This window comes from Streptomyces formicae (assembly GCF_002556545.1).
Taxonomy (GTDB): Bacteria; Actinomycetota; Actinomycetes; order Streptomycetales; family Streptomycetaceae; genus Streptomyces; species Streptomyces formicae_A.
Genome location: NZ_CP022685.1, coordinates 7311522 through 7333646, shown reverse-complemented (window position 1 = coordinate 7333646; position 22125 = coordinate 7311522). Strand labels below are relative to the sequence as shown.

Below are 22125 nucleotides of genomic sequence, written 5' to 3'. Positions count from 1 at the left end.
GGAATCCCGGCCGGAATCCCAGGGAGGGAACCGCTTGACGCCCGCACAGCTGCTCGACCAAGCCTTGATCATCAAGGAGTTGAAGCGTCTCGCGGCACTGCCCGAGCTGGAGCCGCGCGGTGCCGAACTGACCGCGCTGCACCGCGACATGAGCACCGACACCCGCCTGGACCGCTGGGCCGAGCTCGACCTCGTAGGAACCTATGTGCGCCCGGAGAGCGTGCGGCTGCCGCCCGAGCCGACGTCGGGGCGGCGCGACCGGCTCCTGGAGGCGGCTCTCGGAGTGCTCGTCTTCATCCCGCTCCTGATCACCTGGTTCGGCCTGCGCGAGGCCGTGCGGGCGTACGGGGAGCTCAGCGAGGAGGATCCCAAGCAGTCGACGCGGCCCTTCCTCCAGCTGTGGCAGTCCGGCTTCGGCGGGCACCTCTCCTCGTTCGGCCGCTTCGAGAACGTGGCTCTGATGGCCGTCCTCCTGATCGCCCTCCTGGTGGGGCTCTCGGTGTGGCACGCGCGCGTGCGGGCCCACGCCGAGCGCGACGAGGCCGAGCAGGAGGCGGCGCGGGAGAAGCTGCTCGCCCAGCTCGCCTCGGTGCTCACCCGCGCCCAGATGCACCTCGCGCCGCGCCGCAGCGCGTCGCCGCAGCAGTTCACCTCCGAGCTGACCAAGGCCGCGGAGAAGCTGAGCAACCTGACGACGACGGCGGGACAGAGCCATCAGGCGCTCACCGGCGCGACGGCGTCCGTCGCCCACGCCACCGACACGCTCAAGCAGGCGGCGGAGGCGCTCGCGAAGGAAGTGCCCAAGCTCGGCGCCGCGGCGGACCGCATCGACTCCACCCTGCGCAACGGCACCGCGGAGACCGCGAAGGCGGGCCGGGCCAACGCCCTCGCGGCCCGTGGGATCGCCGACCACGTCAAGACGGCCGGCGACACGGTCGAGGCGTCGCTCAAGGCCCTGGTCTCCGCCCAGCAGTCGCTCGTCACCAAGTCCGAGTCCGTGGCGAAGGCCACCGAACGGGCCTCGCAGGCCCTGGTGTCGAGCACCGGGCGCACGGGCGACGCGGTGGACGGCATGCGCGAGGCCACCGAGCGCTGGGACGCGGCGGCGGCCCACTGGCAGGACGCGGCGGCCCGTCTCGACGCCCGCATGGACTCCCTGGCCGGGGCGTTGCCCGCGCTGACGGGCGGGCTGACGGGCGGGGCGTACGCGGGAACCTCCCCTGCGGGCGCCTCGTTCGCGGCCAACAGCACTCCCTTCCCCGGGAGTTCGGCCGACAGCAGCCTCGGGCCCGGCGGGCCGGTGAACGGCGGCGCGGCCAACGGCGGCACCTCGCTCCAGGCCGACGACGACACCACGACCGCGGTGGTCGTCAACGGCCGCCCGGCCGAACCGCGTCGTCCCGACGAGCCGCGGGACGCCACGCCCCGGGACGGAGCGGGCGCGTGAGCCGACGCCGACCGCGCGGACGGCGCGCGGGGCGGCTCGGCACCGTCGTGCTCGCGGGGTGGCTCTTCGCGGACCTGCTGCTCGTGCTCGCCCTGGTGTCGATGGCCGACCGGCCCGACCCGCAGGCCGACGACCGCCCCAAGCCCGGCCACTCGAAGGGCGGCGAGCCCACCCCCACGCCCACCGGGCCCCGCTCGGTGGACCGCAGGCCGCAGGAGTTCCAGGTGTCGGGCGACGACAAGGGCGACCTCGCCCGGCAGATCTCCCGGGGCACCCGCACGTGGTCGGGCCGCACCGCCGCGCTCGTGCTGACCTTCGGCGGCGGCCCGAACGGCACGGTCTACGCCCACCGGGTCAACTCCCTGCTCGGCAAGGGCCGTCCGGACATGTTCACCAAGAAGACCGCGACGGACGACTTCCACAACCTCGGCAAGCGCCCCGAGACCGCGGTGGTCCGCGTGTACTTCTACACGGCGCCGGGCGGCTGAGGCATGGCGGTCCTGCGCCCCGGCGAACACCCGAAGGCGAGCGGCGCCCGGCTGCCGCCGCCCGTCCTGCCGCGCTTCCCCGCGATGCGCGGCTATCTGCCGCTGCGCGACGCCCTGCGCGCGGCGCGGTTCCGGCACGCGGCGGACGCGCTGCGCGCCCCCGCGCCGGCGACCGCGACGAACGCGGTCTTCGGCACGCTCCCCAAGGCCGTCAAGGACGAGGGCTTCCGCGTCCTTGACGGCCTCTGGTTCCCCGGCAGGGGCGGCATCTGGCAACGCGTCGACCTGCCGTACGTGCGGCGGGCGCGCGGCCGGTGGCTCTCCTCGTCCGACCCGCGCTCGGACACCGCGGCGGCCCTGGTCGACGTCCTGGAGACCGTGGTGCGCGACGATCCGATGGGCCTTCGCAGGCTCGTCCTGTGGGAGCTGTGCTGCGCGCTCAGGGACGGTGACGGCACGCCCGACGCGCCCGCGGCCGTCGCCCTCGGCGTGCACCGCAGCGAGGCGGGTCCGCTCGCCGACGCGGTGGCCACGGGCTTTCCCCCGGCGGGGCCCGCGCGGCACGCCGCCGAGACCCTCAACGACGTATGGCCTGGCGTACGCCTTCGGGAGACCGAGCGGCTCCTCGCGCGGCTGCCCCTCGACTCCGCCTACCCCGACGGGCCTGCCGACCACCGCCTCACCGCGTTCGTCGACGCCGTCCGCGCGCGCTCCCGCGAGGTCGACCGGCTGACCGCCGACGGCGCCGCCTTCGAGTCCACCGGCGCGTTCCGGGCCTCGGCGGACGCCTGGCTCGGCGCGCTGCGCGGCGCCAGGGACGACACGCACGCGCAGACGGGGCTGCTGCGGGTCGCCGCGCTGCTCGCCGACGACCCGTTCGCCCCGGCGGACGCCGCGGTGCGCGCCGACGTCGACGACCGTGCCGTACGCCTGTCCTGGTGCGAGCCGCCGCGCGGCGCCTCGGGGACGGGCTACCGGGTGCTGCGCTTCCCGGACGGCGCACCGCGGTTGGCGGTGGAGACCTCGGCGCGCGAGAGCGGCCCTGCTTCCGTGGACGCGGACGCGCCCGTGGGCCGCCCGCTGCGGTACGCGGTGTTCCCGCTGCGCCGCGACAGGCTCGCCGGAGTGCCGCGCGTCTCGGCGCCGGTCCTGATCACCCCCGACGTGACGGAGCTGCGCGCCGACGCCGTGCCCGACGGGCTCCTGCTGCGCTGGCGGCCCGATCCCGCGGCGGCCGAGGTCCGCGTGACGCGCTCGGGCACCGCGACGGAGGCGACGGGCTGGGGCTCGGGCTCCCTGGTCCACCTCGCGTGCGAGCACGACCGGCTGCTCGACGCTCCCCTCGCCCCGGGGACGTACACCTACGAGGTGCGCTGCGGCTACCGCGACCCGGACGGCGACCTGGAGTGGTCGCGCGGCGTCACCGTCACCGCGCGCGCCGACGCGTGGCCCTCGCCGGTGGAGGAGCTCAGCGTGCGGCGCGACGCCGAGGCGGGGCGGGTGACCATCGCGTGGCGGCCGCCCGCTCGCGGCAGCGGCCTGCTCGTGCCGTGGACGACGGGCCCCGTCGCGCCCGGCACCGACCTCTCCGGCCTCGTGGACCGGCTCCCGTCGGCCGCGCCGGGCGCCGACACCCGCGTGGAGCTGGTGCCGCGCCCCCGCGAGCGGGTCCGCATGACGGCGGTGAGCGTGCTCGGCGAGCGGGCCGTGTCCGGTCCCAGCGTCGTCATCGAACACCCGGGTGCCATAACGGAGTTGACCGTACGCCGCGTGGCGCGCGACCGTGCCGAGCTGGTCTTCGAGTGGCCCGAGCCCTCGGTCCTGGTCCTGGTGGCGTGGAGCGACGGGCGGCTCGGCGGGCAGCGCCGCGTACCGCGCAGCGCGCACCGGGCGGGAGAGCCGGTGGAACTCCCCGTGTCCGCCGCCGAGTGCACCCTCACCGTGACACCGCTGGCCAGGCCCGACGCGGTGACGATCGAGACGCCACCGGCCTACGCGACACTGCCCGCGGCCCCACCGCCACCGCCGCCCCCGCCACCTCCCGCGCCACCCACGCCGCCCTGGTGGACGGCGTGGTGGCACAGATGGCGGTGGCATCGGCCCTGAACCGGCCGCCAACCGGACGGGCCCCAGCGGCGGTTACTGCTTGACGACCGCCTCCGTGCCGCCTCCGAACTCGATGAGCAGGCCCGAGCGGAGTGCGATCGTCTTGCCCGGTTCCACGTCCCGTACGGTGCCGTCGTCCTTGCGGGCGGTCCACACCGACGAGGTGCGGTTGGTGAGGCCGAACCTGCCGCGCTGCTGCGGGTGTTCGGTCACCTCGCCGACCACGGCGGTGAAGTCGTGCCGCTCCGGGTCCTCGCGCAGGTGGTGGGCGTAGACGCGGGCGCTGGGGGCGAGGCGGATGCCGCGCCGGGTGCGCAACGTGCCGGTGCCCGTGACCAGTTCGAGGCGCGGCGGCAGGGTCAGCGTGGTGCGGCACTTCCAGCACTCGGGGGGCGCGCCGTCCGGCTGGGTGAGGTTCTGCTTGCCGCACGAGCCGCACTGCGTGATGGCGTCGAGCACCTGGCTGAGCGCCTCGCGCCACTGCGATTCGCGGACCCTGAGGGACGGGTTGCGCAGGCCGTCCGTGAACGTCCGCACGAACAGGTCGCGCAGGATCTGCGGCAGCGCGTTCCACCCGGCCACGACGGTGGGCTGCTCGCTGGGCACGGGGCGGTTGCGGGTGTCGTTCGGGTCGTAGACGAAGACCGGGTCGGTGCCGTACAGCTTGCGCTTGGCCGCCATGTCCAGGCAGCGGATGTTCAGTTCGAGCGCGCCGTTGAGCGGGTGGTCGTTCATCAGGAGGTAGAAGAGCAGCACCGCAAGGGAGTGCAGGTCGCTCTGGGTGCCCGGCTGGACGCCCTTGTCGCCGCGGACCAGCTCGGGCGCCATGAAGTCCATGGTGCCCGCGACGCCCGCCTCCGCGCCCTCCACCACGGCGTTGTCGTTGTCGCAGACCAGGACGTCGCCGGTGCGCGGGTCGAAGAAGATGTTGCCCCAGTTGATGTCGCGGTAGGCGATGCCCCGGGAGTGGAGGGCGCGGTAGGCCTCGACGGTGTGCAGCGCCACCGTGACCAGGGTGCGCATCGTCGCCGCGGCCACCGAGGGGTCGCGGCGGAAGAGCGCGGGCAGGTCACAGAAGCGGGCGGGCCGTACGTCCATGAGGTAGCCGAAGCCGGGCTGCGTGCCCTCGGGGTCCATCACGATGGAGCGCGGCCACAGGAACCGGTCGTCGTCCCAGCCCTTGGCGATGAGCCCTTCGAGGATCTCGCGCTGGCGGGCGTCGGCCAGTTGGGGGTAGTACCACTTCACCGCGCGGTCGCCGGTGGGCGTCAGGACGCGGTAGACCTCGCCCTGGCCGCCGGAGCCGAAGAGCTCGGCGACCTTGAGCTTCTCCCCCGACTCGGCCACCAGGGTCTTCCCGGCGGCGAGCATGCCGTTCACCATGCTGTTCCTCTCTGCCTCTCTGCCTTGCGGCTCTTACGTTTCGTCGCTGTGCCGCGGGGGTGCCGTGACGGCGCCCACGAGGGTCGTGTCGTCCCCGGAGAACCTGGCCGCGCGCGCCAGCCAGTCCGGAAGCTGGGCCCGCACCGCCGCCACGCCCTGTTCGGTGACGCGCTCGTGCAGTCCGGTGGCGAAGTCCAGGAAGCCCTGGTGGTCGGCGAAGCTCTTGGAGAGCCCGTCGGTGGAGATCAGCAGGCACGGCGGGATGCCGCCCGTGAAGGGCTGCCAGTGCGCGCGCGTCTTGCGCCAGGGCTCGGGCTCGCAGAGCGAGTCCGTCTCGTCGCCGAGGTCGGGCCCGGTGGACAGCGGTGTGTGCGGGGCGCCCTCCCCGTCGACGAAGACGATGTCACCGTCGCCCAACTGCCAGCAGAACACCATGTCCTCGGTCAGTACGGCCCCGATGAGGGTGCTGCCGTAGGCGGCGAGGTCAGGCGGCTCCTCGCCGCGGCCCTGCGACCCGGGACAGCAGGCCGGTCCGAAGGCGCGCGAACGGGCGCCGTGCGCGGGCGAGTTGGCGTCGTGCAGCAGGGCGCGCTCGCGCCAGCGGTGGCTCACCTGCCGGGGCAGCCTGCGGGCCTCCGCGCGCAGCCCCGGCCAGCCCGCCGCGTCGGCGCCGACGCGGGCCACCTCGTGCGCGAACTCCCGGGCGCACGCCGTGAATTCCTCGACCGCCCAGCGCGATCCCAGATCGCTGCGGAAGTGCGCGGCGCTGCCGTGTCCGTCGGCGACCGCGAGGACGACGGCGCGGCCGTCCGCGACGGACAGCGCCGCGCCGCGGTCCTGGCTGTACTTCTTCGCCACGCCTTTGACGGCGCCGTCGAGGAGCGTCCAGGGACCGTTCACCAGATGTCGTCTTCGCCCTTGGTCATCGACGGCACGTCGATCGGCGTCGTCTGCTTCGTGCCGTCGTCGACCTTGGGCGTGGAGGCGTCCTTGACGACGGCGGTGGACATCCAGCGGATGGCGGCGGCGAGCTGGCGCGGGTTCTTGGCCTGCAGCGGCTCCAGTTCGGGGTTGGCGAGGAACTCCTTGAGCATGCTCTTGTCCGCGTCGTCCCCGATGGCGACGGCGACGCGGACGGCACGCTTGCCCCACGGGGTGGCGTCGATGGCGCGGAGGCCCGCGCGCCAGTCGTCGGTGGGCTGCCCGTCGGAGGCGAGCGCGAGCACGGGCGGCAGGGCGCGCTGGGGCATCGGCGGGGTCTGCAGGGCGCCCGCCGCCAGCTTGAACGCGGCGCCCATGTCGGTGGCGCCGTAGATGTGCACGTCCTCCCAGGCGAACGTGTCCACCGGCGTCGGCTCGCTGACGTGCCAGCTGGCGCCGCTCGCGAAGGTGACCGCGCGCACCAGGAGCGACGCGGCGGGGTTGGCCTTGGCGGCCTGCTGCATTTCGGGGATGGCCTCGCGGATGGCGAAGTTCAGTTCGCCGATCTTGCCGTTCACGCCCATGGAACCCGAACAGTCGAGCATCCAGATGAAGTGCACGGGGCGGCTCGCCATGCTGCCGCCGGGGAAGTTGTCGGCGGCCTCGCTGGTGTCGCTCACGCTGGTCCTTTCGTGGGGAGGGTGGTGCGGCGCGGGGAGCCGCAGACGGTGCGCCCCGGGCGTGCCGGGGAGAAGGGGAGGGCGGTCATCGCGGCTCTTGGGCCACCCGGTGCCGCCACGCGGTCCATTCCTGTACGTCCTGGCCCTCGCGCTCGAGCACGGTGGCCACCTGCCCGAGGTGGTGGTGGTCGAGGTGCGCGAGGACGGGCGCGAGCACCTGGTCGAGCAGTTCACCGGCGACCTCGCGCCACTCCGCGGTGACGCCGTGCCGTCTGCGGGGCCGCCAGATGTGGTAGTACGCGGCCAACTCGGCGGGCCTGTCCGGCAGTTCGCGTACGAGGCGGTCGCAGCACGCCTCGTCGAGCAGGTGCGCGCGGTAGGCGCGCAGCAGTTCGGGGCCCGCGGCGACGAGGATCTGGAGTCCGTGCGACTCGCACAGGTCGAGCGGGTTGGCGCGGGCGAGCGCGCCCGCCACCCGCTCGTCGACGCCCCGGCGCAGCACCGCGCCGAGCGGCGTGACCTTGCGGCCGAGCTCTCGCAGGCGGCCCACGGTGGCCCTGGTGACGGGGACGCGGCCGTCGGCGAGGTCCTGGGCGATGACGAGCAGCTCGGCGGTGGCCCGCTCGTGGGCGCCGATCCGGTGGTCGCCCATCATGGCCCTGGCGAACTCGACGAGGTCGCGGTCGCAGTGGTCCGGCTCCTTGACCCAGCCCATCACGCGGCGCCCCAGGTCGGCCTCGACGATCAGGCGCGGCGTGCAGGTGCGGGCGATCCAGGGCTGCTCGGCGCGGTCGGGCACGCCGCCGCGCCACACGATGCGCCACAGCAGTTTCAGGGTCCTCGCGTCGTCGACCCGCTGTCCCGCGAGCAGTTCGGTGAGCCGTCCGAAGAGCTCGGCGCCGCGCAGGTGGTCGGGCGGTCCGCTCCAGTGCGCGGCGGCCGCGGCGAGCCGGACGGTGAGCGGCGCGTCCTCGATGTTGCGCCGCAGCCACTCGCCCTGCGGCGAGCGGGCGAGCTCGCGCAGCCGGTCCAGTTTGCGCTCCGTGAAGTCCACGATGAGCAGGCGCAGGACCCGGCGCGTGAACGCCGTGTGGTCGAGTGCGTCGAGGACCTCCACGGCGTGCGCGCAGTCGCGCCGCTCGGGGTGCAGCAGGGCCGTGGCGAGGCGGTCCATGGCCTCGGCGAGTCCGGGGCCGCCGTCGGCGCCGACCGCGAGGGCGAGCCGCAGCGGTTCGGTCCAGGAGGTCAGGGGGCCGCGCAGGGTGCGGCGCAGGGCGTCGTCGGCGCGGCCGCCGTAGGTCTCGCGCAGCTCCCGCCAGGCGTCCTGGCCGAGCGGCAGCCCTTCGAAGGCCGTCAGATCGGGCAGCTCGCCCCCGCCCGTGGCGTCGAGGCGGTGCTTGACGAGGGCGAGGGCGAGGGGCCGTGCGGCGACGGCGTGTTCGCCGTCGAGACCCCGGCAGAGCCGGTCGAGTTCACCGAGGGTACGTTCGTCCGTCTCCCCCTTGCCCACGGCGCGGGCGAAGGCGTCGACGACCGCGCGCAGCGAGTCACCGCTCAGCCCCGCGAGGTCGGCGCCGTCCGGGGGCAGCGGGCCCGAACTCCCGCCCGAGAGCAGGGGGATGAGGGCGAAGGCGTCGTCCGTCCCTGCCGGGGCGGCGGCCGGGGGCGTCGGCGGGCTGCCCGCGAGCCAGCGCTCCGCCGTCAGCTCGGCCCACGCGTCGCTCACCGGGAGCGGCGGGCTCCCGGGGCCGCCGGTCGCGTCGTGCACGCGGTAGAGGTGCGTGAGGGTCGCCTCGTCCGCACGGTCGAACCCGGCGTCGGGGCCGACGCCGATGATCTGCTGCGGGGCCCGCCACGGGTCCCTGGTCCAGGTGGTGAACGTCAGCGCGGGGACGTACGCCTCGGGGAGCGAGGCGCAGGCCAGGGCGATCCAGCGGGCCACGGCCGCGGGGTCCTCCTCGACGAGGACGATCTGCCGTCCCGCGGGGTCGTCGAAGAGGCGGCGCACATCGGCGAGGAAGGGCGCGACGCGGCCGGAGCGCGCGCGGGCGAACTCCACGAGCAGTTCGCGGTCGGCGTGGGCGCGGGCGGCGGCCGGTTCGGCGGCGGGCAGCTCGGACTCGACGAAGCCCGCGCCCAGCGTCTCCGGCGCGCCGGGCTCCCAACTGGCCGCGCTCCAGGTGTCGATGGGCCACTGGGGCCCGGGGCCCGGGGTGTCGGGTCCGAGGTGCAGCGCCTCGACGCGCTGCCCGGGGAGCGCGGCGCAGAGCAGGCGGCCGCCGTCGGGGAGCAGGCTGTAGCTCAGCTCGCAGGCGGTGTCGGCGCCGTCGCCCCGGTGCTCGGCACCGGCTTCCACGTCCGCGCCGGTGCCGACACCGGTGCCGATGACGCGCTCGACCGCCGCGGCGACCTCCTCGTCGCCCGGTTCTGTGGGACGTCGGCCCTGGCCTCCTGGTGCGGGGATCAGACGGCGGGACCCGGTGTGCGGCTCCTGGCCGAGCCGGTAGCTGAGGCGACGGATGGCCATGCCACATTCTGACCAACCGCGGCACCGGACCGCAGGCCGTCCGCCAAGTTGACCCCCGTCTCCGCGGCATCGGCGGGACCACCCGGCCACTGCGGGCGCGCGCTCTTGCGCACCCCGGCCGTTGAGGACACCGTGGTCGCGGGCGGCCGCCGGCCGGTGCCGTCCGACGCCGCCTGCGATCGGAGTCGACGTGGCCTCCTTCCTGCTCCCGCACACCCTGCTCGGCGAGGGACCGCACAAGGTCGTCGCGGTGCACGGCTGGTTCGCCGACCGCTCGGCGTACGCGCCGGTGCTCGACGACCTCGACCTCGGCGCCTTCCAGTACGCGGTGGTGGACCTGCGCGGGTACGGCGAGGCCAAGGGCGCCGTCGGCTCCTTCACGACGGCGGAGGGCGCGGCCGACGTCCTCGACCTGGCCGACCGGCTCGGCTGGGAGCGATTCTCGCTGATCGGCCACTCGATGGGCGGCAGCGTCGCGCAGCGCGTCGTGGCCGCCGCGCCGCACCGCGTACGACGCCTGGTCGGCGTGTCACCCGTGCCCGCGCAGGGCCTTCGACTGCCGCCCGACCAGTGGGAGTTGTTCGCCTCCGCGGCGCAGGTGCCCGAGAGCCGCCGCACCATCATCGACATCACCACCGGCGGCGTACGCCCCCGCGCCTGGCTGGACCGCATGGTGGACCGCTCCCTCGCCGTGAGCGACCCGAAGGCGTTCCGCGCCTGGCTGGACTCCTGGGCGGGCGAGGACTTCCACACCGAGGTGGCGGGCTCCGCCGTGCCCGCGCTCACCGTGACCGGCGCGCTCGACCCCGCCCTCTCCGCGGACCTCATGCGGAACACCTGGCTGCGGTCGTACGTCCGGGGCGAGCTCGCCGTGCTGTCGACGGCCGGGCACTACGCGATGGACGAGGTCCCCCTCGAACTGATCCGTACGGTCGAGGACTTCCTGCGCGCGGACGACGACGCCGAAGGAGGCGGTGACGGCGACCCGGAAGGCGGAGCCGCGCTCGCCGGTGGGGACGCCCCGGCATGAGCGGGCGCGGCGGGCCGCCCCCGGTCCCCGACGTCTTCGACCCCCGCGTCTACGCGGCGGGCCCGCCCCACGACCGCTACCGCGTGCTGCGCGATCACCACCCGGTGGCCCGGCAGGAGGAGAAGCCGGTGCTCGGCTGGCCCTCGGGCCCCGGTTTCTGGGCGGTCACCCGGCACGCCGACGTGGTCCGCGTGCTCAAGGACTCCGCCACCTTCTCCTCGCACCTCGGCGCCACCCAGATCCGCGACCCGGACCCGGCCGACCTGCCGTTCATCCGGCGCATGATGCTCAATCAGGACCCCCCGGCCCACGGCACGTTGCGCAGGCTGGTCAGCCGGGCCTTCACCCCGCGACGGGTCGACCGGTTCGAGGCGCGGGCCCGCGAGCGCGCCGCCTCACTCATCGCCGCCGCGGTGGCGCGGGCCCGCGAGACCGACGGGACCTTCGACGTGGTCACCGCCGTCACCGACGAGTACGCCCTGCTCAACCTCGCCGATCTGCTCGGCGTGCCCCCGGCCGACCGGGGGCTGCTGCTGCACTGGACCCGGCGCGTCATCGGCTACCAGGACCCGGACGAGGCCGCGCCGCCGGTCATCGGGCCCGACGGGCAGCCGGTGAACCCGCGCTCGCCCGCGCAACTGCGGGACATGTTCGCCTACGCGCGGGCGCTGGCCGCCGAGAAGCGGCGGGCGCCCGGTGGCGACGACGCCGAGCCCGACGTCATGACGACCCTCGCCACCGATCCCGAACTCACCGAGCCGGCACTGGAGATGTTCTTCTTCCTGCTCACCGTCGCGGGCAACGACACCGTGCGCTCCGCCGCGCCGGGCGGCCTGCTCGCGCTCGCCGAGAACCCGCGCGAGTACGCGCGGCTGCGCCGCGGCGAGGTCGCGACCGGCACGGCCGTGGACGAACTCCTGCGCCACCACCCGCCGGTGCTCAGCTTCCGCCGCACGGCGGCGCGCGACACGGAGCTCGCGGGCACGCGGATCGCGGCCGGGGACAAGGTGGTGGTCTTCCACGCCGCCGCCCACTTCGACGAACGCGTCTTCACCGACCCGCACCGCCTGGACCTGTCCCGTGCGCCCAACCCCCACGTGGCGTTCGGCGAGGGCCCGCACGTCTGCCTGGGCGCGCACTTCGCCCGCCTCCAACTCCGCGTGTTCTACGAGGAGGCCGTCCGCGCCCTGCCCGAACTGCGCCTGGTGGAGCCGCCCCGGCGGCTCGTCTCGCACTTCATCAACGGCCTGAAGTCGCTGCGGTTCGGCGCTCCCGCATAGGTCGTCCGTGCGGCTCCCCGGCGTAGGGTGCAAGATCCAATCACCCATCCCACAGCGGAGATCGAGCATGCGCGCGGCAGTCGAGGCCGAGGACGAGTACCACGACGACGTGTTCCCCGGCATCGCCGCACCCCGGGACGGCAGCCGCTGGCAGGCGCCCGCCGATCTGGAGGAGCACCTGTACGAGCTGTGCGAGGCCGACGACGCGTACACGTATCTGCGGGCCGTCGCCGTGGAGGGCCTGTACCGTCCGGTGTCCTTCGCGGACAAGGATTCCGAGGCCGCGGCGGGCCCGCTCCTGACCGTCGAGCTGCCCGACGGCAGGAAGGTGGCGCAGGTCTACACCGCGGGGGTGCTGCCCCGCCCGCATCCGGCGGTCGTGTACGAGTACGTCACGCTCGGCGCCCTCGCCGAAGGCTGCCCCGACGACGTCGACTTCCTGGTGATCAACGCGGCGACGCCGTGCGAGCAGTACTACCTCACCACGGAGGACGAACGCGAGGTCTGGGCCGACCTGCACCGGCGCCACCACAGGCCGGGCGCGGGCGCCGACCGCATCGAGACGCGCCGCACCGGGGCGCCGGGCCCGGGGCCGCTGCTGCACGGCCTGGCCTGCGGCGCGCACCTGTGCTTCGCCAACGGCGACGCGTGGAACACCCTCGACTGGCACGGCGCGGGCCACCACAACGAGGTGGCCCGCCTCGCGGAGTCCTGGGGCGTGCACGACCGCGAGGGCTGGCTCGCCATGCAGGAGGGGCTCCTCGCCCGTGAAGTCTCCCCCTGGTACTGGGACTTCGTGCTCGGCGCGCGCACGGAGCTGATCGCGCGCCGGGGCCCGCGCGTCGACCCCGAGCAGTGGCGCGACGGCATCGAGTCGGCACTGCGCGCCCGCGCCCTGGAGTCCGGCGGCCCCGGCACGCCGCACCTGCCGGGCGACGACCCCGAACTGGACGCCTTCGTGACGGCCCTGCGCGCCCTGGCGGGGAAGGTCCTCCGCTACGAGGCACGGTTCCGCGCCGACGCGCTCCTGCCCCCGGACGGCCTCGTCGGCACCGTCGCGGCCTGGGACATCGGGCGCGCCTCCAAGATGGCGCGCTGGGGCAGGGGCGCCCGCTACGCGACCCACGCCGAACTGCGCGAAGCCGTCGAACGCGTCTGCGCCGCCGCGCGGTCCGCGTACGCCTCCTGGCCCGAGTTCTCCGCGGGCTACGTCCTGGGCCGCTGCCTCCACTTCGACGAGGAGGGCTTCGGCCCCTGGTACACGGACGTCCTGCACGCCCACCGCGTGCTGACCACGGACCCGGACAGCCCGTGGCTGACGGTGCCGTTCCACGACGCCTGACGCCGCTGCCTTCGTACGGGGACGGATACGCCTCTAGGCCCTGTCGTCAAACTCCCGTCTGCCCCGCGACGTCTGGCACGCACGCTCGCGGCGTTGCCGGAATGCCCGAGTAGGCCCACTACGAGGACATCCCGGCGCCTTGCGATCGCACGCACCAGACGCCGCGGGGCCGCCCTTCGGGCGACGACGGGAGTGTGACGACAGGGCCTAGGACGGACACGCGTCGTCCACCGGCTGGTCGGGCAGGAGCCGGGCCCAGTGGTGTGCCGCGCCGAGTCGGCAGACGCGTGCGGCCACGTAGTCGGCGTCGATGCTCCAGGCGCGAGCGGCGCCTCGGGAGCCGATGACCGCGAGGGCCCGCCCGTCCGGGGAGAACCGCACCGTAGCGGCGTCCGCGACGGCGGGGCCCGTGAGCGTGGCGTACGCGCGGCCGGCACGCCACAGGCGCAGGCTACGGTCGACGCTGGTGGTGGCGAGCGTGGCGCCGTCCGGGCTGAACTCCACCCCGACGACGGGGCCGGTGTGGCCGGTGAGGGTGGACGCGACGCGACGGCCCGCGACGTCCCAGACCCTGATGGTGCCGTCGTTGCCGCCGACGGCGACGGTGCGGCCGCCGGGGCTGAAGGAGAGCGCGAGGGTATAGTCCGGTCGGCCCGGCAGGGGCTTGTCCGCCCGCGCGGAACGGACGTCCCACAGCCGCACGGTGCCGTCGCCACCGCCTCCCGCGAAGGCCACGGACCGCCCGTCGGCGCGCAGGGACAGCGCGGTCACCGGACGGTCGCTCCGCAGCACGGCGGTGGTGCGGCGGGTGGCGGTGTCCAGCACGCGGATGGTGCCGTCCTTGCCTCCGGCCGCCAGTGTGCGACCGTCGGGCGTGATCGACAGTTGCCGCAGCGTCCAGACGCTCTTTCGGAACGTGATGATCCGCTTTCCGGTGGCGAGGTTCCACACGCGGACGGTCCGGTCGCGGTCGGCCGTGGCGAGCACCCGGCCGTCGCCGCTGACCAGGGAGTCGACGACGGTCCCCGGGAAGCGGATCGGAGCCGGGGCACCGCGCGGGGCGGCGGTGGACCAGCGGACCGTCCGGGCCTGCTGGTCGACCGTGAGGAGGGCCCGGGGGTGGGCGAAGGGCACGCGCCAGGTGAGCGGGCCCGAGCGTTCCGGCAGCGCCCCTGTCCTGCGGTGCGATGCCACGTCCCACAGCCGGACGGCGGGGTCCTGCCCCGCGGTGACCAAGGTCTTGCTGTCCGGCGAGAACACCACCGAGTACAGGGGCCGTTTCACGGTCAGCTCGGCCAGGGCCTTGCCCGAGCGCGGGTCCCACAGCCGGACGCTCCCGTCGACGCTCGCGGCGGCCAGGGTGTCGCCGTCGGGTGAGAACGCCACCGCCTGCACGGTGTCGGTGGGCCCTGTCAGCGTCGCGCGCGGGCGCCGGGAGCGTACGTCCCAGAGCTTGACGTGGTGGTTCCTGTCCCCGGTGGCCAGGGTGCGCCCGTCGGGAGAGAAGGCCACCGTGGTGACGGCGCCGGTGCGACCGGCCAGGACGGCGCGGGTCCTGCGCGAGGCCACGTCCCACAGCCGGGTCGTGCGCGCGGTGTCCGCGCTGGCCAGTGAGCGGCCTTCGGGGGAGAACGCCAGGCGGAACACCGCGTCCCCGTGCCCGGTCAGGACGGCGCGTGCGCGATGGGTGCGGACGTCCCACAGACGCACCGTCCGATCGCCGCCCGCGCTGGCCAGGGTGCGGCCGTCGGGAGAGAACACGACCGCCTCGACCATGTTCGTGTGGCCGGTCATGGTCGCCAGGAGACGGTGCGAGCGGGCGTCCCACAGCTTGACGCCGCGGTCGTTGCTCGCGGTGGCCAGGGTGCGGCCGTCCGGTGAGAAGGCGACCGCGTTGACGGCGTCGGCATGGCCGTTCAGGGTGGCGAGCAGGTGGTGGGAGCGCGTGTCCCACAGCTTGACGCTGTGGTCGAAGCTCGCCGTGGCCAGCGTGCGGCCGTCCGGCGAGAAGACCGCGCTCTGGACCGAGTCCGAGTGGCCGGTGAACTGCTCGGCGTAGAACCGGGCGTGCGCGCTCAGGAGACTGCTGCGCGCCTCCGTGGTGGGCGCCCGCCGGTACCCCCGCAGGGCCCGCACCATGGCGGCCTCGGGCCGGTCGGCGCGCAACTGGTCGGCGCGGGCGGCCTGTTCGCGGGAGAACGCCAGGTCCCGCTGCGCGTCGGCCGTGGCCGTCCGCTGGACGGCGACGACGGTCGCGGCCAGCGCGAGAACGAGGAGCACGGCGAGGGTCGCCGTCAGCTGACGGCCCCGACGGGTGCGCAGCCGCCGGGACCGGGTCGAGCAGTCGAGGAACTCCCGCTCCCGCGCGGTCAGTTCGTCCCGCTCCCCGGGCGTGCCGAAGGCGTCCTCGGCCTCGCCGAGTTCGGTGCCGCGCAGCAGGGCCCCGCTGTCGCGGCCGCGCTCGTGCCAGTTGTGGGAGGCGGCGGTCAGCCGCCGGTGTCGGCGCAGGCGCTCGCGGTTGTCCTCGATCCAGCACCGCAACCGGGGCCATGAGGTGATCAGCGCCTCGTGGGCGAGGTCGACGGTGTCGCCGTCCAGGGTGACGAGGCGGGCCCGGGTCAGCCGTTGCAGCACGTCGTCGGGGCCGGGGTTCGCGCGGCGGGTCGTGGCGAGCTCGGTCCTGTCGATGGGGCGGCGGGTGTCGGGGGCGCCGTCGCCCGGGGTGATCAGCCGCAGCAGGATGTGCCGGGCCGTCTCGGCCTCGGCAGGAGCGAGGCCGGCGTAGAGGTCCTCGGCCGTCCTGGCCACGGCGCCGTGGACGCCGCCCGCGGCCTCGTAGCCCCGCAGGGTGAGGGTGCGGCCCTGGCGGCGGCGCCAGGTTTCCAGGAGGGTGTGCGACAGGAGCGGAAGGCCGCCCGGCGCGTTCCGCGTCTCCTCGACGAGGCGTGCGGTCAGGGCGCGTTCCACGATCAGCCCCTGGGCGGCCGCGGGCTTGACGACGACCTCGCGCAGTTCGTCCGACGTCATCGGCCCGACCGGCAGGCTCGCCCGCCCCAGGAGCGCGGCGAGGCCCTCGTGTTCGAGACAGCGCGCGTAGAAATCCGCCCGCATCCCGAGGACCACCCGCAGCCCGCTCCCCGGCTCCTCCGCCGACAGCAGCCTGTCGATGAACTCCCTTCGCCGGGCGGCGTCGTGACAGAGCGTGAACGTCTCCTCGAACTGGTCCACCAGCAGCCAGGTCTCCCCCGGCCCCTCGGCCGGGGTGAACAGTTCGCGGTGGTCGTGCGCCGGGCGGGGCCCGGGAGTGAGGATGCGGATCGCCGCCGGGCGCGGTGCCGGGCCCTCGGCGTCCCGCAGCCGGGGGATGAGCCCGGCGCGCAGCAGGGAGGACTTGCCGCTGCCCGAGGGGCCGAGGAGCATGACGCACCGGTGGGCCCTGGTCAGCGCGGTGAGGCTGTCCGTGAGGCGGGTGCGGCCGAAGAACAGCGGGTGGTCATCGGGTTCGAACCGGGCCAGGCCGCGGTAGGGCGCGTCCGGCGAACCCGTCGGCCCCTCGTCCACCGGCCGGGGCCTGGCCGCCTCTTCGTCCCTCGCCGCCCGCCAGCGCCGCTCCCACTCCCCCGGGTCCCCGCCGCAGGCCCGCACGTACGACCGGGTCAGGGCCAGCGAGGGCAGCGTCTCGCCCGCCGCGGCGCGCGCGAGGGCGGCGGCGGAGTACCCGGCTCCCTCCGCCATCGCCCGGTACGTCGGGGTGCCCGCCTCCCCGCGTAACTTGCGCAGCGCGAAGGCGAAGCTCTGCACGGGACCGGCCCCGGGATCGATCGGCTTCTCTCGGCGCCCCACTACCGCTCAGCCCCCTAAGACGTACGGCTGACCAGCCCAGCACACGGATCGCGGCACGGAGAAGGGGCCCGCGAGCCAACCCCGGGCGCCCGCCGCGCTTTGTCCACCCGCACGGAAAGGGGCTGTGAGACAACGTCCCGGGCGCTGGAATAGCAGTGGCAGGACCGGGTACGGGGGCCCGGCCGTCCTGCCGGACGCGCGTCCTGCGGCCACACGCACGGGGGGAGGCCGCAGGGCGCGCCCCGTCAGGGGCGCGGGGAACTGCGCGCTCAGCGCGCGACAAGCCGCAGTCGCGACTGCGGGGTCCTCGGCAGACGCGGCTGCGGCCTCGTCGTGGTTGCTCGCGCAGTTCCCCGCGCCCCTGACGGGGCGCCCCCGATCACAATCAGGTCTCGCTCGCCGATCAGGGCGACTCCCCCTCTTGCCACACGCCCGTGTAATCGTTTCCAATCCTCGTGTAATCGATTCCACGAGGAGGTGGACGGCGATGGCCCCGAGTTCCGTGGGGATCAAGGACGTCGCGGCCGAGGCCGGGGTGTCCGTGGCCACGGTGTCGCGCGTGCTGAACAGTCATCCCTCGGTCAGCCCGGCGTCCCGCGCCCGCGTGCTCGCCGCCGTGGAGGCGCTCGGCTACCGGCCCAACGCCGTCGCACGGTCCCTGCGCACCGATCAGACGCGCACCCTCGGACTCGTGATCAGCGACGTGCTGAATCCGTACTTCACCGAGCTGGCCCGCTCCGTCGAGGAGGCCGCCCGCGCGCTCGGCTACAGCGTGATCATCGGCAACGCCGACGAACGGCCCGACCTCCAGGACCACCACGTACGGACCCTGCTCGACCGGCGGATCGACGGGCTGCTCGTCTCGCCCACCGACGGCGGCTCCCCGCTGATGCTGGACGCCGCGCGCGCCGGGACGCCGATGGTCTTCGTCGACCGGTGGATCCCGGGGCTCGACATCCCCGTGGTCCGCTCCGACGGGCGCGACGCCGTACGGGACCTGGTCGCGCACCTGCACGGGCTCGGGCACCGCAGGCTCGCCATCATCGCGGGCCCGGCCGCCACCACCACGGGCAGCGAGCGCGTCGACGCCTTCCGGGACGCGCTGCGCGCGTACGGCATCGCCCTGCCCGACGCCTACATCGGGCAGGGCGACTTCCAGGCGGCCAGCGGGCGGCGCGCCACCGAGCGCTTCCTCGCCCTGCCCGAGCCGCCCGACGTCGTCTTCGCCGCCGACAACCTGATGGCCCTGGGCGCCCTGGACGCGATCCGCTCGCACGGCCTGCGCGTGCCGCACGACATCGGGCTCGCGGCCTTCGACGACATCCCCTGGTTCGTGCACACCGACCCACCGGTCACCGCCATCGCCCAGCCGACCGGCGACCTCGGGCGAGCCGCGGTGGCGGCACTGGTCGACCGGATCGAGGGCAGGAGCCCGCGGTCCGTGACCCTGCCCGCCCGTCTCGTCGTCCGGCGTTCCTGCGGCGAGCCCGACCCCACGACCGACGCCCCCAGCCCGGAAAGGAGCACCCGGTGAGCCACCCGGACGAATTGCTGCGCATCGAAGGCATCCGCAAGACCTTCCCCGGCGTCGTCGCCCTCGACTCCGTCGACTTCGACCTGCGGCGCGGCGAGGTGCACGTCCTGCTCGGCGAGAACGGAGCGGGCAAGAGCACCCTGATCAAGATGCTCTCCGGCGCCTACCGGCCGGACGCGGGACGGATCGTGGTGGACGGGCGCGATGTCCGCGTGCACGGCGCGCAGGACGCCGAGTGGCTCGGCATCGCCACCATCTACCAGGAGTTCAACCTCGTCCCCGACCTGACGGTGGCCGAGAACATCTTCCTCGGCAGGCAGCCGCGCCGCTTCGGGATGATCGACAGGAAGCGGATGGAGGACGACGCGCGCGAGCTGCTCGACCGCGTCGGCCTTGCCGTCTCGCCGCGCGCCAAGGTGCGCGAACTGGGCATCGCCAGGCTCCAGATGGTCGAGATAGCCAAGGCGCTCAGCCTGCGGGCGCGCGTCCTGATCATGGACGAGCCGACCGCGGTCCTCACCTCCGAGGAGGTCGACAAGCTCTTCGGGATCGTCCGCACGCTGCGCGAGGACGGCGTCGGCATCGTCTTCATCACCCACCACCTGGAGGAGATCGCCGCCCTCGGCGACCGCGTCACCGTCCTGCGGGACGGCCGCAGCATCGACCAGGTGCCCGCGTCGACCCCCGAGGACGAGCTCGTCCGGCTGATGGTGGGCCGCAGCATCGAGCAGCAGTATCCCCGCCAACGCCCGGACACCGGGCCGCCGTTGCTGTCCGTGGCGGGTCTCACCAGGAACGGCGTCTTCCACGACGTCAGCTTCGAGGTGCGGGCCGGTGAGGTCGTCGGCCTGGCGGGGCTCGTCGGGGCCGGGCGCACCGAGGTGGCGCGCGCCGTCTTCGGCGCCGATCCCTACGACGCGGGTTCCGTGGGCGTGGGCGGCGAGCGCCTGCCGCGGCACGACGTGAACGCCGCGATGGGCGCGGGCATCGGCCTCGTACCCGAGGACCGCAAGGGCCAGGGTCTGGTGCTCGACGCCTCCGTGCGCGAGAACCTCGGTCTGGTGACGCTGCGTTCGGCGACCCGCGCCGGGCTCGTCGACCTCAAGGGGCAGCAGAAGGCGGCAGCGCGGATCGCCGAGCAGTTGGGCGTACGGATGGCCGGGCTCGGCCAGCACGTGCGCACGCTCTCCGGCGGCAACCAGCAGAAGGTCGTCATCGGCAAGTGGCTGCTCGCCGACATCAAGGTGCTGATCCTCGACGAGCCGACGCGCGGCATCGACGTCGGCGCCAAGGTCGAGATCTACCAGCTCATCAACGAGCTGACAGCCTCCGGGCACGCGGTCCTGATGATCTCCAGCGATCTGCCCGAGGTGCTCGGCATGAGCGACCGGGTCCTGGTCATGGCGCAGGGCCGGATCGCCGGTGAACTCGCCGCCGAAGAGGCGACCCAGGACGCGGTGATGGCCCTCGCCGTCTCCACCGCGGCCGTACCCGACTCCGTACCCACAGACGAAGCGCACGAAGCGGAGGGCTCCCGTGGCCACTGAAACCCTGAAGCGCGACACGGGTGGTGCGTCCTCGCTCCGCCGCGTCCTGCTCGACAACGGCGCGCTGAGCGCCCTGATCGTCCTGGTCGTGGCGATGTCGCTGCTCTCGGGCGACTTCCTGACCACCCAGAACCTGCTCAACGTCGGCGTGCAGGCGGCCGTCACCGCGATCCTCGCGTTCGGTGTGACGTTCGTGATCGTCTCGGCGGGCATCGACCTGTCGGTGGGGTCGGTGGCGGCGCTCTCCGCGACCGTCCTCGCCTGGTCGGCGACGTCGCAGGGCGTGCCGGTCTGGCTCGCGGTGATCCTCGCCGTGGCGACCGGCATAGCCTGCGGGTTCGTCAACGGTCTGCTCGTCTCGTACGGCAAACTCCCGCCGTTCATCGCGACGTTGGCGATGCTGTCGGTGGCGCGCGGCCTCTCCCTCGTCATCTCGCAGGGCAGCCCCATCGCCTTCCCCGACTCGGTCTCGCACCTCGGTGACACCGTCGGCGGCTGGCTGCCGGTGCCGGTGATCGTGATGGTCGCGATGGGTCTGGTCACGGCCGTCGTCCTCGGGCGTACGTTCATCGGCCGGTCCATGTACGCGATCGGCGGCAACGAGGAGGCGGCGCGGCTCTCCGGGCTCCGTGTGAAGCGCCAGAAGCTGGTGATCTACGGCCTCTCCGGTCTCTTCGCCGCGGTCGCGGGCATCGTGCTCGCCTCCCGTCTGGTCTCCGCGCAGCCGCAGGCCGCGCAGGGCTACGAGCTCGACGCGATCGCCGCGGTCGTGATCGGCGGCGCCAGCCTCGCGGGCGGCGTCGGCAAGGCGTCGGGCACGCTGATCGGCGCGCTGATCCTCGCCGTGCTCCGCAACGGCCTCAACCTCCTTTCGGTGTCCGCCTTCTGGCAGCAGGTCGTCATCGGTGTCGTCATCGCGCTCGCCGTCCTCCTGGACACGCTGCGGCGCAAGGCGGGCGCGACGCCCGGTGCCTCGTCGGGCGCCTCGGGGACGATGGGGCGCAAGGGCCCGCAGGCGGTGAAGATCGCGCTCGCCGCCGTGGTCGCGGCCGCGGTCATCGGCGCGGTCTCCTTCTTCAACTCGGGTTCATCGGGCACGACGACCAAGGTCGGCATGTCGCTGTCCACCCTCAACAACCCCTTCTTCGTACAGATGAAGGAGGGCGCGCAGGCCGAGGCCGACAAGGCGGGCATCGACCTGACGGTCACCGACGCGCAGAACGACGCGTCCCAGCAGTCCAACCAGTTGCAGAACTTCACCGGCGAGGGCGTGAAGTCGATCATCGTCAACCCGGTGGACTCGGACGCGGCGGGCCCGGCCGTGCGGGGCGCCAACAAGTCCGACATCCCGGTGGTCGCCGCCGACCGGGGCGTGAACAAGGCCGAGACGGCCACGCTCGTCGCCTCCGACAACGTCGCGGGCGGGAAGCTGGCGGCGAAGACCCTCGCCGAGAAGCTCGGCGGCAAGGGGAAGATCGTGGTCCTCCAGGGCACCGCGGGCACCTCGGCGAGCCGGGAGCGCGGCCAGGGCTTCGCCGAGGGCATCAAGGCGTACCCCGGCATCGACGTCGTCGCCAAGCAGCCCGCGGACTTCGACCGCACCAAGGGCCTGGACGTCATGACGAACCTGCTCCAGTCCCACAAGGGCGTGACCGGCGTCTTCGCGGAGAACGACGAGATGGCGCTCGGCGCGGTCAAGGCGCTCGGCGACAAGGCGGGCGAGTCCGTCCCCGTGGTCGGCTTCGACGGAACTCCCGACGGGATCAAGGCGGTCGAGGCGGGCACGCTGTACGCGTCGGTCGCCCAGCAGCCCAAGGAGCTCGGCAGGATCGCCGTCCAGAACGCGGTCAGGGCCGCGCGGGGCAAGGACGTCGAGAACATGGTGAAGGTCCCGGTGAAGATCGTCACCTCGAAGAACGTCGAGGACTTCTCCTGAGCCGCGCCCGCCCCCGCGGCCGCCCCCTCGCGCCACACCACCGTACGAAAGCAGGAAACCG

14 protein-coding genes are annotated in these 22125 nt (G+C 74.2%); 9 read left to right on the top strand and 5 right to left on the bottom strand.

Features of this window, described 5'->3' with window-relative positions:
- The first annotated feature begins 34 nt into the window (after window positions 1-34).
- The 3 genes from KY5_RS31950 to KY5_RS31940 are packed head-to-tail and all read left to right on the top strand — an operon-like array spanning window position 35 to window position 4041.
- Window positions 35-1447 (top strand): hypothetical protein, encoded by a 1413-nt coding sequence (locus tag KY5_RS31950; protein WP_098245462.1) that lies wholly within the window; start codon window positions 35-37, stop codon window positions 1445-1447.
- Window positions 1444-1935 carry a hypothetical protein gene (locus KY5_RS31945; protein ID WP_234362958.1) on the top strand — a complete coding sequence of 164 codons (492 nt, stop codon included), beginning with the start codon at window positions 1444-1446 and terminating at the stop codon, window positions 1933-1935. The genes KY5_RS31950 and KY5_RS31945 overlap by 4 nt, the downstream gene beginning before the upstream one ends.
- Window positions 1936-1938: 3 nt before the next feature.
- On the top strand, window positions 1939-4041 hold the full coding sequence (locus tag KY5_RS31940) for a hypothetical protein (protein ID WP_098245461.1): 2103 nt from the start codon (window positions 1939-1941) through the stop codon (window positions 4039-4041).
- Between the two features lie 33 nt (window positions 4042-4074).
- On the opposite strand, the gene KY5_RS31935 is transcribed toward KY5_RS31940, so the two are convergent.
- From KY5_RS31935 to KY5_RS31920, 4 genes are all read right to left on the bottom strand, one after another.
- On the bottom strand, window positions 4075-5424 hold the full coding sequence (locus tag KY5_RS31935) for a protein kinase domain-containing protein (protein ID WP_199843334.1): 1350 nt from the start codon (window positions 5422-5424) through the stop codon (window positions 4075-4077).
- Between the two features lie 33 nt (window positions 5425-5457).
- Window positions 5458-6324: a PP2C family serine/threonine-protein phosphatase gene (locus KY5_RS31930; protein WP_159072639.1), complete on the bottom strand. Its 867-nt coding sequence runs from the start codon at window positions 6322-6324 to the stop codon at window positions 5458-5460.
- On the bottom strand, window positions 6321-6980 hold the full coding sequence (locus KY5_RS31925; RefSeq protein ID WP_098247591.1) for a vWA domain-containing protein: 660 nt from the start codon (window positions 6978-6980) through the stop codon (window positions 6321-6323). Before KY5_RS31925 ends, KY5_RS31930 begins: the two co-directional genes overlap by 4 nt.
- Window positions 6981-7110: 130 nt before the next feature.
- The gene (locus KY5_RS31920; protein ID WP_098245459.1) at window positions 7111-9552 is read right to left on the bottom strand and encodes a GTPase-associated protein 1-related protein; all 2442 of its coding nucleotides are present in this window, start codon (window positions 9550-9552) and stop codon (window positions 7111-7113) included.
- 190 nt (window positions 9553-9742) lie between these two features.
- On the opposite strand from KY5_RS31920, the gene KY5_RS31915 reads away from it, so the two are divergent.
- The 3 genes from KY5_RS31915 (at window position 9743) to KY5_RS31905 (ending at window position 13204) form a co-directional block, all read left to right on the top strand.
- A complete protein-coding gene (locus KY5_RS31915; protein WP_098245458.1) occupies window positions 9743-10582 on the top strand; it encodes an alpha/beta fold hydrolase in 840 nt (279 codons plus the stop codon).
- Window positions 10579-11862, top strand: coding sequence for a cytochrome P450 (locus KY5_RS31910; RefSeq protein WP_098245457.1), 1284 nt, complete (start codon window positions 10579-10581; stop codon window positions 11860-11862). The genes KY5_RS31915 and KY5_RS31910 overlap by 4 nt, the downstream gene beginning before the upstream one ends.
- A 67-nt stretch (window positions 11863-11929) precedes the next feature.
- A complete protein-coding gene (locus KY5_RS31905; RefSeq protein ID WP_098245456.1) occupies window positions 11930-13204 on the top strand; it encodes a DUF1266 domain-containing protein in 1275 nt (424 codons plus the stop codon).
- Between the two features lie 207 nt (window positions 13205-13411).
- Here KY5_RS31905 and KY5_RS31900 read toward each other — a convergent pair whose 3' ends face one another.
- A complete protein-coding gene (locus tag KY5_RS31900; RefSeq protein ID WP_234362957.1) occupies window positions 13412-17047 on the bottom strand; it encodes a WD40 repeat domain-containing protein in 3636 nt (1211 codons plus the stop codon).
- A 487-nt stretch (window positions 17048-17534) separates the two neighbouring features.
- Between KY5_RS31900 and KY5_RS31895 the strand changes: the two genes are divergently transcribed.
- Genes KY5_RS31895 through KY5_RS31885 form a run of 3 tightly spaced genes read left to right on the top strand, consistent with a single transcriptional unit; the run spans window position 17535 to window position 22064 of the window.
- Window positions 17535-18581 (top strand): LacI family DNA-binding transcriptional regulator, encoded by a 1047-nt coding sequence (locus tag KY5_RS31895; RefSeq protein WP_098245455.1) that lies wholly within the window; start codon window positions 17535-17537, stop codon window positions 18579-18581.
- Entirely contained in the window at window positions 18578-20128 is a 1551-nt protein-coding gene (locus KY5_RS31890) for a sugar ABC transporter ATP-binding protein (protein WP_098245454.1), read from the top strand. The genes KY5_RS31895 and KY5_RS31890 overlap by 4 nt, the downstream gene beginning before the upstream one ends.
- Complete coding sequence (locus tag KY5_RS31885; protein ID WP_098245453.1) at window positions 20118-22064, top strand: substrate-binding domain-containing protein; 1947 nt, start codon at window positions 20118-20120, stop codon at window positions 22062-22064. The genes KY5_RS31890 and KY5_RS31885 overlap by 11 nt, the downstream gene beginning before the upstream one ends.
- The last annotated feature ends 61 nt before the right edge of the window (window positions 22065-22125 follow it).